The 14,071-nt window shown below is 40.2% G+C and carries 10 protein-coding genes; 4 read left to right on the forward strand and 6 right to left on the reverse strand.

Annotated elements, in window-relative coordinates; genetic code table 11:
- Positions 1–183: 183 nt before the first annotated feature.
- Positions 184–3,027, reverse strand: a complete 2,844-nt coding sequence (locus ABIN91_RS17430) for a hypothetical protein (RefSeq protein ID WP_348052632.1) — start codon at positions 3,025–3,027, stop codon at positions 184–186.
- A gap of 35 nt (positions 3,028–3,062) precedes the next feature.
- Positions 3,063–3,587, reverse strand: coding sequence for a T9SS type A sorting domain-containing protein (locus ABIN91_RS17435; protein WP_348052634.1), 525 nt, complete (start codon positions 3,585–3,587; stop codon positions 3,063–3,065).
- Positions 3,588–3,952: 365 nt separating this feature from the next.
- On the opposite strand from ABIN91_RS17435, the gene ABIN91_RS17440 reads away from it, so the two are divergent.
- Positions 3,953–4,744: a glycosyltransferase gene (locus ABIN91_RS17440; protein WP_348052636.1), complete on the forward strand. Its 792-nt coding sequence runs from the start codon at positions 3,953–3,955 to the stop codon at positions 4,742–4,744.
- Between the two features lie 65 nt (positions 4,745–4,809).
- On the forward strand, positions 4,810–5,244 hold the full coding sequence (locus ABIN91_RS17445; RefSeq protein ID WP_348052637.1) for a hypothetical protein: 435 nt from the start codon (positions 4,810–4,812) through the stop codon (positions 5,242–5,244).
- Between the two features lie 9 nt (positions 5,245–5,253).
- Here ABIN91_RS17445 and ABIN91_RS17450 read toward each other — a convergent pair whose 3' ends face one another.
- From ABIN91_RS17450 to ABIN91_RS17465, 4 genes are all read right to left on the reverse strand, one after another.
- Positions 5,254–7,296 (reverse strand): tetratricopeptide repeat protein, encoded by a 2,043-nt coding sequence (locus ABIN91_RS17450; RefSeq protein ID WP_348052638.1) that lies wholly within the window; start codon positions 7,294–7,296, stop codon positions 5,254–5,256.
- 53 nt (positions 7,297–7,349) lie between these two features.
- The gene (locus tag ABIN91_RS17455; RefSeq protein WP_348052639.1) at positions 7,350–8,228 is read right to left on the reverse strand and encodes a glycosyltransferase family 2 protein; all 879 of its coding nucleotides are present in this window, start codon (positions 8,226–8,228) and stop codon (positions 7,350–7,352) included.
- Positions 8,229–8,438: 210 nt separating this feature from the next.
- Positions 8,439–9,629, reverse strand: a complete 1,191-nt coding sequence (locus ABIN91_RS17460) for a hypothetical protein (protein ID WP_348052640.1) — start codon at positions 9,627–9,629, stop codon at positions 8,439–8,441.
- A 17-nt stretch (positions 9,630–9,646) separates the two neighbouring features.
- A complete protein-coding gene (locus tag ABIN91_RS17465) occupies positions 9,647–12,244 on the reverse strand; it encodes a TonB-dependent receptor (protein WP_348052642.1) in 2,598 nt (865 codons plus the stop codon).
- A 317-nt stretch (positions 12,245–12,561) separates the two neighbouring features.
- Between ABIN91_RS17465 and ABIN91_RS17470 the strand changes: the two genes are divergently transcribed.
- Positions 12,562–13,521 carry a DNA/RNA non-specific endonuclease gene (locus tag ABIN91_RS17470; protein WP_348052644.1) on the forward strand — a complete coding sequence of 320 codons (960 nt, stop codon included), beginning with the start codon at positions 12,562–12,564 and terminating at the stop codon, positions 13,519–13,521.
- A gap of 109 nt (positions 13,522–13,630) precedes the next feature.
- Positions 13,631–14,071: lamin tail domain-containing protein (locus ABIN91_RS17475; protein ID WP_348052646.1), on the forward strand; the 441-nt coding region annotated here is incomplete at its 3' end.

Genomic DNA, 14,071 nt, shown 5'->3' on the forward strand with positions numbered 1-14,071 from the left:
AGCAAGCTGAAAGAAGTTGCCTAAAACTTAAATGTGTAAATAGGTTATCTATGTGCAAATAATTAAACGTTCGGATCCGTAGCGAAAGGTGAGGCAATGCACGAAATGGGATTACTTATCGTATAAAAAAGTCCCGGTTAACATGTTAGTTAACCGGGACTTTTTTATGTTGGTCGTTCTATTTTAGAAATTATACCATTTGCCGGCACCATCACTTACTAAACGGAATTGCGTATTTGTTACAGAGGTAACGCCAATTAAGCCCTGAACAGAATCGGTAATGGTATTACTGCCTTGTCTTTGTATGTTTATGCCTACAGACTGACTAGTACCATCCAAAACTACCAATATTTGCCCTGCTGTTGATGCAAGGGGCAGGGTTACCGTTACGCCATCATTTACCACATACACAATTGCAGAGCCACTTATAGTTGAGCTTGTGGTAACAATAACAGGCGTACCATAATTAGGTGTACCTCCAACTGTAATATTAGCACTACCATCAAAAGAGACACCATTTATAGTACGCGCGGTGGCCAATATCGTAGCTTTACCCGCTGTTAAGTTGGCAGCTGTGCCTGAAATATTTGTACCTACCAATGCGCTTGGTGTACCTAATGCTGGTGTTACCAAAGTAGGCGAGCTGGCCATTACCACGTTGCCGCTACCGGTAGTACCAGCACTTGCCGAGCCTAAAGCGGTTACAATGGAGTTACCTGCGGTTGAGTTATTTGCTATATTTTGCAGCCCTGTTAAAGCGGCGCCGTTACCCGAGGCAATTGTACCCAAGGTAGGTGTTACCAAAGTAGGTGAGGTGGCCAAAACCACGTTGCCGCTGCCTGTGGTAGCTGTTACACTTAAAGCACCCGTGCCGCCGCTGGTGGTAACCAGGCCGTTGCTTGTAAGGGCCGAGAGTGTGGTTATACTTGCGTTAACTACGTTGCTTGCCAATGTAGTACCGGTTAAACTTCCTGCGGCAGCAGCACCGGCGGTAGGGGTCGTGAAAACGCCAGTGCCATCTAAATATTTAGTTGCCGTACCCGAACTTGTACCTAAACGTGCAGCAGGTATAGTACCTGTGTTAGCCGATCCTAATGCCGTTATGATATTATTACCAGCTGTAGTATTGTTAGCTATTGCAGTAACAGCACCAGAGGTAATAGTTACATCACCCGTGATGGTTTGCGGGCTTTGTGCTGCAAATGGAGTGCTTCCGGTTAAGTAAACCTGTCCGGCCCCAGTACCATTAGCAAAGCCTGCACCCGTTGATCCTGTAGCACCAGCTGGACCAGTTACGCCAGTCGCACCGGTTGATCCTGTATTTCCTGTAGCACCTGTTGATCCCGTCGCACCCGTTGATCCAGTATCACCGGTTGGGCCAGTTATGCCAGTCGCACCTGTCGCACCAGTAACACCTGTATTTCCTGTAGCGCCTGTTGATCCCGTCGCACCCGTTATGCCAGTCGCACCGGTTGAACCTGTTGCACCAGTAACACCAGTATTTCCTGTAGCGCCTGTTGATCCCGTCGCACCCGTTATGCCAGTAGCACCAGTAGATCCGGTCGCACCCGTTGATCCAGTCGCACCCGTTGATCCTGTTGCACCAGTAGATCCTGTTGCACCAGTAGATCCAATAGCACCCGTTGAACCGGTAGCACCTGTTGAACCAGTAGCACCAGTAGATCCAGTATTTCCAATAACACCCGTTGAACCGGTAGCACCTGTTGATCCAGTTGCACCAGTATTTCCAATAGCACCCGTTGAACCGGTAGCACCAGTTGAACCGGTAGCACCAGTTGAACCAGTAGATCCAGTATTTCCAATAGCACCCGTTGAACCGATAGCACCCGTTGAACCAGTAGCGCCTGTAGATCCAGTATTTCCAATAGCACCCGTTGAACCAGTAGCACCTGTAGATCCAGTTGCACCAGTAGATCCAGTTGCACCAGTAGATCCAGTATTTCCAATAGCGCCTGTTGAACCGGTAGCGCCTGTTGATCCAGTATTTCCCGTAGCACCTGTTGAACCGGTAGCACCTGTAGATCCGGTTGAACCAATAGCGCCTGTTGATCCGGTTGATCCATTAGTGCCTGTTGCACCTGTTGATCCCGTTGCACCTTGTACCCCTTGGTTGCCCGTAGGTCCAGTAATACCTTGACTACCCGTAGGCCCAGGCACTGTACTATTTGCACCGGTAATACCTTGTATACCTTGATTTCCGGTAGCACCGGTAATACCTTGTATACCTTGATTTCCGGTAGCCCCAGTAATACCTTGTATACCCTGATTTCCGGTAGGTCCGGTAATGCCTTGGCTACCTGTAGGGCCCGCCACTGTACTTGCTGCTCCGGTAGCCCCAGTTGTACCTTGAATACCCTGCGCGCCAGTAGCGCCCGTTGTACCGTTAGTGCCATTGGCTCCAGTTACGCCTTGAATACCTTGTGCGCCTGTAGGGCCAGCAATACCTTGAATACCCTGTGTGCCAGTGGCACCGGTAGGTCCGGTTACACCCTGTACGCCGTTGTTACCATTACTACCATTAAGTCCGTTTATTCCATTAACGCCTTGTATTCCCTGAGGGCCTTGTGGGCCGGTGGGGCCAGTTGCGCCTGTAGCCCCTTTGGGTCCACCCGGATTAAACGAATATATAGCATAGGGCACGCTTAATAATTTAGATGCCCCCATTAGTAAATATCCTTGTCCAAGGTCAACCTCTGTTTGTATATATTTTTGCGCGCTTGCCCATTGTACCCCTGCATAGGTTCCGGAAGTTACCGTACCACTACCTACCTCTAACGAGAATAATCCGAAGGCGTCGGTAGTAATAGATTGGGTTTCCTGGTACTCAATAGTCCCACTGGCAGATCCGGAGCGGATGGATAGCCTAACATTGAAGGTTTTGTTAACAAGCAGCCCCCCGTTTGTTCCCCGGGCAACAGCCTGGTATCTAAATGCCTGCGATTGTGCCATAACGGTTCCGCACAGTGCAAATAGTGAAATAAGTAAAATGAGTAGGTTTTTTCTCATAGTATTATAGTATGGTATTGTGATAAGGTTATTCTTTAAATTTTGATCAGTTTAACGCTGCCGTTAAAACCAACCCCATTATTTACTCTGATAAAATAGGTGCCGCCTTTAAACTGTGAAATATCAAGCGGCAGGTAAAAAAAGTTATTGTTTTGATACGTTACCGTTTGCGATTTAAGCACCCTGCCAATAGGGTCAATAATATCTATAATATAAACCCCGTCTGGCAAATTGTTAAAAGCGAGTTTTACGGTATTGCCGGATGCCGGATTAGGATACAATAAGATGGATTTTGAGATATCCTGGTTTAATATCTGTTGCAGATCATCATCAGGTTGTACAAAACCTGTTGTTAAAAACAAGCTATAAGCAGCGTTAGGTAGCAAATTGCCAACAACTTCGCCAAGTACATAACTCATCGTAAAATTAGCCGGATTGGGGCCCAGCAAGGTTTCTGCGGCCGATGCTACTACACTGCGCTCAATCGTTTGAGCCGATGTAACAGTACCTATAAAGCAAAACAGTATAGGTGCAAAAAATAAGTGTATAGGTTTAAACATAATCTGCACTAAATTTATGAGAAATAAAATGAAATATTAAAATAATTATATATTTTATTTTATTGTTGTTTTTATAGCATTAATTAAATTATTAGCTTGTAACTAAGCTTAGTTAATTTGTGTGAAAGTAAATCAAAAACAGATAAATATAAAGGGTGAAAACACCCTTTATAAAAATGATATATAAGCCTACGAATTTTAAACACCTATTCCGGAACACCGTACTCAATTCATTTATATTGAATTTTATTTATTTTTTTAAGTTTGTGCTGTAGGCGAAATGTATTGCAGAACAAAAAACATCTGGATATGGATTATGTGATTTTGCTTAAAAAGATAATTTATATTTATTTTCATAATCTGATATGGCCGATCATACCTTCGCTATAACCGTTTACAAGGAATCACCTTACTTGGAAGCATGTATACAAAGTTTGCTTGCTCAAACTGTAAAAAGCAAAATTATTATTGCCACATCAACTCCAACGGCATTCACACAAAACATAGCCAGCGCATACAACATACCCTATCATATCAATATTACTGATGATAAGGGCCCGGCCAACAACTGGAACTTTGCCTTGTTAAAAGCCGATACTCAATGGGTAACGGTTGCCCATCAGGATGATATTTATATCAGTATTTTTGCCGAAATATGCTTTAGCAGGATGAATAAAAACGGACAGGATGTATCCATCGTTTTTACAAACTATACCGATGTAGTTAGCGGTGTTCCCCGCAAGTTTTCGGTAAACGCGCTGGTTAAGAATGTTTTACTTGCACCATTTTTTTTCATCAGCAGGATAAAAAATAAAACTATTAAAAAAGGGATCCTTGCATTTGGCAACCCTATATGCTGCCCTTCGGTAACCTTTAATAAGGCTTTGATCGGAGATTTTCAATTTCGTGAAGAGTATAAGTGTGTACTGGATTGGTATGCCTGGTACGAATTAGCTAAAAGCGAAGGAAGCTTTTTATACGTTAATAAAAAACTGGTTAACAGACGCCTGCATACCGGATCGGGTACAACCGAACTGATAAACAACGGCGAAAAAAAGCGGGATGAACTTCGTATGTTCGAGATGATGTGGGGGAGAGGCTTTGCCCGGTTAATATCGCGCGTATATGGGTTAAGTTATAAAGATAATCTATTGTAAATTATGGGTATAATTGTAATGCTGCATAAAATGTATGCTCAATCAAATTAATATCATTTATAAAAATGGCCCTGTCGTCAGCAAATAAATTTAACGTTACCTCCAACGCATCAAAAATGATCTTTTTAGCATTTGTATTAATTATTATTCATTGCCTGTCTACCAGTATCTCCATCGTTTTATTGGGCGATAAAAAGTTAATATCCAATAACCTGTTTAAACCCGCCAATGTTTTGTTATTAATCATTAACTGGAAGTTTATTCTATCGATGAGCTTAGCTGTAATCTCCCGTATATCCTTTGTCCTCATTAATAATACCCTTTTAAAAATACCTTACCTGGCGGGTACGGCAACTACCATCACCGTTTTTGTTACCATGTTATCCATTGTATTTATTTTGCTGGCCAATCACTTTTTTTTAAACGAAACTTTAAATTTAAAGCAAAGCTTTGGTGCCCTTGTTATACTCACCGGCGTGTTTATTATAATTAGCAAATAGCCATAACCCTTACTTTTTAGTTAGCTGATTTTTAGCCCAGTTTAAGTTGCCATGTGCCAGTTTATGGTTAGGGTCAATTTTTAAAGCATGCTCACAAGCCTCCACACCTTTGTTCCATTGTTTTAATTGGTTATAGGCGGCTCCCATATTGCTGTAAGCATCAGCATAGTCTGGTTTAAGTTTTAGGGCTTGCTGGCAGGCCTCAATGCATTCCGTATATTTTTGCTGGTTATATAAGGCCAGGCTCTGGTTTAAATAATCGGCCGCGGTTGGCTGTTGTTTGCCTGGGTGGCCAGTTTCAACAACGGTTGTATGCGTTTTGGCCGCTTCTAAAAAAGTTAACGCGCCTGCATCGCCAGGTACCAGCGTTAAGGTTTGATTTGCGGCTTGCCGCAATTGATCCCACTGGCCCAATTGGTTGTAACATCCCATCAATATCTGTAATGCCAAAACCGAATTAGGGTTGATCTGAAGTCCTTTTTGAGCCATTGCAATAGCCTCGGTGTAGCGCCCAACCTGTTTTAACCAACGGCCATAATAAACATAACCATTGTAAGAGTTGGCATCGCACTGTATGGCTGTTTTAAAATTAGCTTCAGCTTCATCAGGTTTATTGGTAGCGCCCTTTAAAATTGCTATGTTGATGTATAAAAGGCTATAACGGGGCATCGTTTTCATAGCCTCGTTAAGATATACCAGGGCATTATTGTAATCACCTTTGGCCATTAATGTTAACGCGTAGTTCATAGCTCCGCGGCCGTTTAAGGGGCTTTTTAAAGTAACATCGAGCCATAGTGATTCTTCGTCTTTCCAAACTTTGTTACGTTGGTGTACGCCATATGCGTTAAAGCCTAAAACCAGTAAAATACAAGTGCCTACCAATACCTGTAAGCCTTTGCTGATTTCAATTTGCTTTTGCCATTTTTTAAGCCATAAGCCAATAAAAGTAACTACGCTAAACGCTAAACCAACAAAGGCAAAAAACATCCGGTGATCGTTAGTGACTTCGGAAAATGGCATTACGGATGTTGGCAGCAATGCTGCTGCAAACCAAATTAATCCAAAAGCTATAGGCCTGGTTTCTTTTTTTACCGATGTTTTAAAAATGGTAACTATCAATAAACCTATAAATACTAATCCTAGAATTATTCGCTCGTCAAACGCGTTTTGGATGACGGTCCAGTCAGAATCGGCACTTAAATTAGATGGTAAAAAAAAAGTGAAAACATAATGCAGCCACACGTATGATTGCGTAAGCAGGTAATAAAACAAAGGGCTGGTAACATTGGGGATTGATGTAACCTTTGATAGTGTGTAAAACTGTACCGCAGCAACAATTACAAAAAGCGGCAACACTTTAATAATGGCATTAAAAACCAGCTTTATATTTTTTAGTTTAAACAGATCGGCAATAGATAGGTTGTTTTCGAACAAAAGAATATAAAAAAACAGGATTATAAGCAGCATCAGCACTGTTTCTTTGGCAAATACACCTATTATGGCCGGTATTATATATAAATACCATTTGCGTTTGGCAGGGTAGGCTACATAAATTAAAAAGGAAGCTACAATACAAAGGGTTGATAAAACATCCGACCGTGCAATTACATAATTTACCGTTTCGGCATTAGCGGTATGTAAAGCGTACCAAGCCGTTGCCCCTAAAGCGATATAGCCAGTCCATTGATTGGTGCTTGATTGGGTAAGCAGATTTCTGTACATAAAAAACAGTAACACACACAGTAACGTAAACCATATAAAGGTTGATAGCTGAAAGTAAAACGGGTTTAAGCCACCACCCAATTTATAATCTATAGCCAATGTTGTGCTTACTAAAGGCCTTAAGCCCCAATGCGCCGGATCGGCACTGAACATTTTGGGGTTGGAATAAAAGGCCGGTATGTTTTTAATATCCCTGATGTAAACATTATCAATAACGGTATGCGAATCGTCAAAATGAAAACCATTGTTAAAGTGATTGCCATATGCAGCTATTAAGGCTATCAATAATATCAATGCTAAAAAAAGAATGTTTTTATTAGACTTAGACATGGTTTAGGGTTATAAAGTATGATGCAAATATGCTTCTTTGTTTATGATACGATTTAAAGATCCCGTTTCCTGATCTGTGATAGCTGCTCGGCAATAGCCGCGAAAAACAGGGTGAGGGTTCCAAACATGATAGACAGCATTGACCCTACCGATACACCACGCCCCTGTAAAACAAGAGGGATTCCCCATACTAAGCCCGAAAATATAGTAACCAAGGCAATAGGCATAAATATGCGAATGGGGTTGAACAGAATAATAATGTTAAAGATCTCGTATATGGTATGGAAGGCGGTTTTCACGTTAACCGTACTTTGGCCCATTTTTCTTTCTTTAATATTAATAGGATGCTCAACAACCCTGTGAAACTTGTTAATGAATGCCAGGCATATCACATCGCTGTAGGCCATACTATTTGGGCATACTTTACTATATTTTTTACCCAGATCTGCCCGGTAAAGTTTCATGCCCGAGTTAATGTCATAAATGGGTAAAGGCATTAACTGTTTAATAATAAAACGGATTACTCTTTTGCCAAAGGAGCGCGATATACTTGCCGATTTTAGCCCTCTGCGGCTCCCTACTACCATATCGGCATCGGTGGCTATTAATTGTTCAAGTAAATTATTAATATCCTCAACCAAATGCTGTCCATCGCAATCCATGGTTACCAGATACTTGGTTTCGCATGCCACTATGGCCGATTTTATTGCACCGCCATAACCATGATTTATTTTATGATTGATGGTTGTAACGCATTCTTCGTTATCAAAACCGGCTAATAATTGCCTGCTGTTATCAGAGCTGCCATCGTTAACAATAATAAGCTGATAGTTGTGCTGTTTGCAAAACAAGATGATAGATGGAACTACTAACGGGATATTTAAGGCCTCGTTATATGCAGGGATAATTATGGATAATGTTTTATCAAACATGCGCAGATATGTTCACTAAGTTTAGGTTGAATATTAACAAAAAAGCCAATTGCTAATATTAAAGGTGAAATATAAATTATTTATATCATAAGTAAGCAAAAAATATTTTTGATGGGTTTTACTTGCTGGCTTAATAGGATAGAAGGGAGGATGTAAACAAAAAGAGCGATGGATATATCCATCGCTCTTTTTGTTTAATATTAATTCTTTTTATTGTTGTAATACAAAAGCAGTACCGTTAAATATAAACACTTTAGATGTTTGTGTTACTTTGCTCACAAATACAGAGTAAACAATTTTATAAGGAACACCAACAACTGGGGTTGGGAACCTATGCAATAATATGGCAGCTAACGAAGCTGTTAAATCAGCATCATTCCATACTGTAGGACCAGTTGCGTTGATGTTGTAATCACCAAAGCTGGCTAAATTGGCGCGTGCTGTAGCAGTTCCAATCGCAAGTCCAATAGGATTATTAGGGTCATTTAACCATTTATAATCATCATTGACACCAATACCCTCAATAATTGTAACCGTTGGATCTGGCAACCAAACACCTTTCACTTTCAGGAATGATAAGGTTTGACGTGATATCCAGTTTGAGCCATCGTAGGTTAAACCTTGTACCCTTTGATCGGTAGTGTTGTATTTGTAGGCAACATATATAGTGGTACCTGTTGTAGTTCCAGACATCAGTAATACATCTTCTTTCAAAATAGAATTCAGTATATAAATAATATTAGGAAGATCGGTTGTTAGAAACATGTTATTGCTACCGCGATTTACAGATGCGTATTGGGCAGGCGATATGGTGTAAATTTTGGTCCAGGTATTTTTAAGAAATACAAAAGTATCTGTAGTTGTATTTCCGGCTGCAGCAGTAACACCAGTTTCTAAATAGTTGTAAGTTAAAACTACCATTTGGTAAGCAGCCGGCGTTGGGTATTTATAATTAAGATAGTTAATTGCTGCATCAGCTGTAAAATATGCAACACTATTCCCAGGAATAAGGTTACCATTAATAGTTGAAGTAGGGAAGGTATGATCTGCCAGGGTTACTAACGTGGTAGCAATACGCGCTAATGCGAAATCGGGAGCGGCAATAGAACTTGTTGTTGGATCCATTGCAAAGCTTACGCTTGCACTTTTCAAATCGGCAATTACCGGGTATTTAATAGCTAAAATTGAGGGGATAGACAAGTTGGCATCATTAATGGTTTTAAAATTAAAACTGTTAAATGCATAATTTGTGGATGGTAACGATTTATACTCGGTAGTTGATAAAGTCAGTTTAACATCGCCTAAAGGAGCAGAATCTATATCCTGATAGGTTTTACTAAGTGGCTTACAAGAAGCAAAAGCTACAATAACTAATGCTAATAAGTAATATATTTTTTTCATGATGTTTATATTATCGCTTAAAATTTAATTCTTAAAGTGGTAGTATATGTACGGCCAATACCATAAAACACACCGATTGTAGAAGCTGTGTTTTGATAGAACTCAGGTTTGCCACCGGCATTTCCGGCCTGATCGTAAGCATCACCTATGTATTTGGTATCAAACAGGTTGTTCACGTTTGCTATAAACGATCCCTCTAACCCAGCTATAGTAAACCTGAACACACCGTTCAAATCAAAAAGTGAATAGTTTGGAACCTGGTAAGCCTGGTAACCATCGTGGGTTATGTTGGCTGGATTATAGTATGCTGTGTATCTGGCGTAATAGTTATAAACAGTACCAACCTTAACCTTAGGTAAAATATTAACGTCTAAACCTAACGAAGCAGTAGTTTGAGCAGCGTCGCCAACTTTTAAACCTTTTATAAATAGCTCTGGTTGGGTTGAATTTTGAACCGCAATAGGGTTATCACTGGTAACCTGCGCCGGGCCTGCGTTGCTGATGTAGTGCCAGTCGCCTATTGAAATCATACCTCTAAGTTGCACTTCTTTTACCGGTCGGTATTTTGCATCAATTTCAATACCCTGGTGTAATTCGTTCAAACCAGAAAGGTTGGTTGTTAACGTTGCTCCCGTGGTTTGATCAACGGTTGTTTTTGGTGTAACAGATCTGTCTTTATAAGTTGAACGGTAAAGGTTTACGTTCGCCGTAAAATCAGCACTTCTGAAACCATAACCCAATTCATAACTAAATAATTTTTCGGGAACAGCATTTGGATTTAATGTGTTATCCCTGTTCAAAAATATACTGGAAACTAATGGCGGACGTTGTAAAACGCCTATGTTGAAGAAAACATTATTGCTTTTATCAATATTATAGTTGGCTCCACCTTTTGCCTGGAAACCTAAAAAGTTAATGTATTTAGTTTCTCTATCGGGGTTATTATTTAGGTAAGTAAAATAATCAATCCGTTTGTTACCGGTGTTTGAACCAGCTAAAGATACAAATGCCGAAAGGCTGTTTTTTGAATATTCCGCTTGTAAAAACAAACCTTCTGATGCGATATCGTATTGGTAATTGCTGTTGAATTTATCGCCAATTTTAGCATGATAGTTAAGGTTGTTTTTATCAGCAGTGCTTAAAAGGTATTGAGCACCCAACAAATCTTGTACTGTATAATAGTGCTGACCTTCGTAATACCGGGCATCAACACCAGCTATCAGGTCAATAGATTCGCCAAACCTCTTTTTTAATGTACTTAATACACCATATTGCTGATGATCATTAGTTACATTCTGAAAATAGTTTTGTGCCGAACCATCCTGGCTGGTTAAATTGTTTTTTACGATTGCATTAAAATCAATAGGAGAGTAGATATCACCGGTACGTGGATATTGGCTACCCGCACCAGGAACAAGGCTTGTGTACGGTGACCCGGTTGCGTTGGTCATATACCTTGCAGCTCCTAAACCAAATGACGCATAAGCAACGGTTGCCAATTGGGTGCTTTCGTTAATTGTCCAGTTATGGTTTAAAGCGGCTAATGGTTTGTTGTAGTAGTTTTGTTCGGCACTTAATACTTCACCGTTGTAAAAGCCATAATCGCCATTGTACCTTTCGCCTTGTGGCGATATGCGGTATGTATTTATAGAGTTATAAGTGAACCTTTGACCATGTGATTGAGTGGCCCCCATTACATTAAATGCTAAGTTTTGAGTTTTACTTAACACTTTTGATATGTTGAAGAAATAGCTGTAACCAGAATAATATAAACCTTCGGCATTTCCATCGCCGGTACGTTTGGCAAGCATGAAAGATGTTGCCCAGCCTTTATTGGTTAAGCCTGATGACACTGATACAGCAGTTTTGGTATCGCCATAGCTACCGATGGATTGTGTTAAATAACCACCCGGAACAACATCAGTACTACGTGTAGTGATACCAATAGTACCACCTAATGAAGGCGCAGCTACTTTTGATGCACCTAAACCGCGTTGTACCTGCATTGATGATGTAACATCAGATAAACCAGCCCAGTCATTCCAGAAAATTCTGCCGGTTTCAACATCATTAACTGGTATACCGTTAATTAATAGCGCAACGTTACTGTTGCTAAAACCACGGATACTTACGCGCGAATCGCCGTAACCACCACCTGTACGCGTAGCCATAACGCCCGGGCTTTCTTTTAAAAGCTCAGGGAACTCTTGCCCGGCACCTTTTTCTTCAATAAACTCGGCGTTTACCGTTGATACCGCTATTGGAGTTTTACGATCAATAACAGTAGAGTTGATCACAACCTCAGCTAATGCTCCAGAATTTGACTCTAATAGTATAGAACCAAGGTTTTTACTTCCGGACACCGAAACTTCTTTGTCTGTGTAACCTATGTATTTAAATACTAAAGTGCCTGTACCGGGAGCAGGGATCTTTAATTTAAAACTACCATCTAACGATGCCGCAACGGCAGTAGTTGTACCTTTAATTGAAACAGTGGCGCCAATTAATGGCTCTTTTGTTTTAGAATCGAGGAGTTTCCCTGTAATGGTACTTTGCGCAAATAGTTGCGCCCCTGAGATGATTAGAGCGAAGAACAATAGTAGAGATATTCTCATATTAATGTGTTTGGATAAAAATTTGAAGATTCGAAATTATAACAAGTTTTTGTTTTTAGTATTATAGTAAGATTAGCCTTTGTTTAACTCTATGTTAAATATCCGGTAATGATATAAAAAAAAAATCACAGATTAAATTTTTTTTGCTTAATTGATCTATAAAAGAGCGAATTGTGCATTTTTTAATCTTTTTTTAAAAAAAATCGCATAAAATATTAATTTGCTTTATTTTTTTTGTTAATTAGTGCTTTATTTAACTTTTTAACACTGAGTTAACATGTTAACTATTTATTTGTAGAACAATTTATTTTCGATAGATGAAATTTAAACACTTACTAATTTATTCATTATCTGCGGTAGTTTTTGTTTCCTGTTCAAAGAACGAGGGCAATAACTTTACCTTTACACCACCCGTAGTAGATGTTGCCGACACAACTGGTTCGGGCACGGCAACTCCACCGGCAACCATAACAGTAGGCCCGGATGCGCCACCGGCAAATGGCGATAATAGTAATTTATTATTCGGTAACCCATCTGGTGCTGGTACAAGCATTACTACAGATAAAGATAATTACCTGATCAATACAGGTTATTATGTAGAAAGTTATAACTCAACCAAACTTGAACCTAACTGGGTTAGCTGGCATTTAGATAATACCAATACCACTAACGTTACCAAAAGGCTTGATAATTTTGCAGCTTACGCCGGATTAGCAACTTTAGGTTTTACCGCGGTACAAAGCAATAGCTATTCGCCTGCAACCACGTATGGGTTTGATAGGGGGCATAATTGTCCATCGGCTGATCGTACAAGTTCGGTAGCTGCAAACACCGCTACCTTTTTGATGATCAACATGATACCACAGGCTCCTAATAACAACCAGCAAACCTGGGGTAACCTTGAAGATTATTTACGTAGCTTAACTGCTAGCGGTAATGAAGTATATATTGTAATGGGAAGCTACGGAACCGGAGGTATAGGCTCGGTAGGTACAACTGCTGTATCAAAAATTGGGACTTTGGGTATTAATGTGCCAAGTAACGTATGGAAAGTAGCCCTTGTTTTGCCTAAAGGCGACGGTGATGTTGCACGTGTAACATCCACTACCAGAATTATTGCTGTAAATACGCCAAACATCAATTCTATTAGCTCGAACTGGAAATTATACATTACCACATTGGCGGATATTGAAACTAAAACGGGGTACAGTCTTTTCTCTGTATTACCTAAATCGGTACACGACGCCTTAGCTACGAAAGTAGATCCGGGTATTTAATAAATCACTTGGTAAGCTAATATCAAGGCTGACCGGGTGTTTAATATATTTTGGTATACGTATTTAACTATACTTAAACAGTACAAACTTCTTTTAATAATAACAGTGTATGAAAAAAAGGCTACTCTATCTTATTTATTCTTTACTATTCTTCCTGCCGGCACTGGCATCGGCACAAACAGCTACGCACTTGGTTATCAGTGAAATTTATGGTGCAGGCGGTAATACAGGCGCTGTTTACAATAGCGACTTTATTGAGTTATATAACCCCACCAGTGCTGATGTTGATATCAGCGGATGGTCTGTTCAATACAACTCGGCTACAGGTACCGGAGCTTTCTCGGGCATAACGGTATTCCCTACAGGGAGCATTGTAAAGGCACATGGTTTTTTCCTGGTTCAGGAGCAATCAGGCGGTAGCGCAGGTATTGCCTTACCAACTCCGGATATGGCAACTACCGGTGTAATCAATAACTTTAACTTATCCGGAACTGCAGGTAAGGTTGCATTAGTTAATAATGGTACCATAATAGCAGCTAAACCAACACTG

Origin of the sequence: Mucilaginibacter sp. (genome assembly GCF_039921305.1) — a bacterium.
Lineage (GTDB): Bacteria > Bacteroidota > Bacteroidia > Sphingobacteriales > Sphingobacteriaceae > Mucilaginibacter.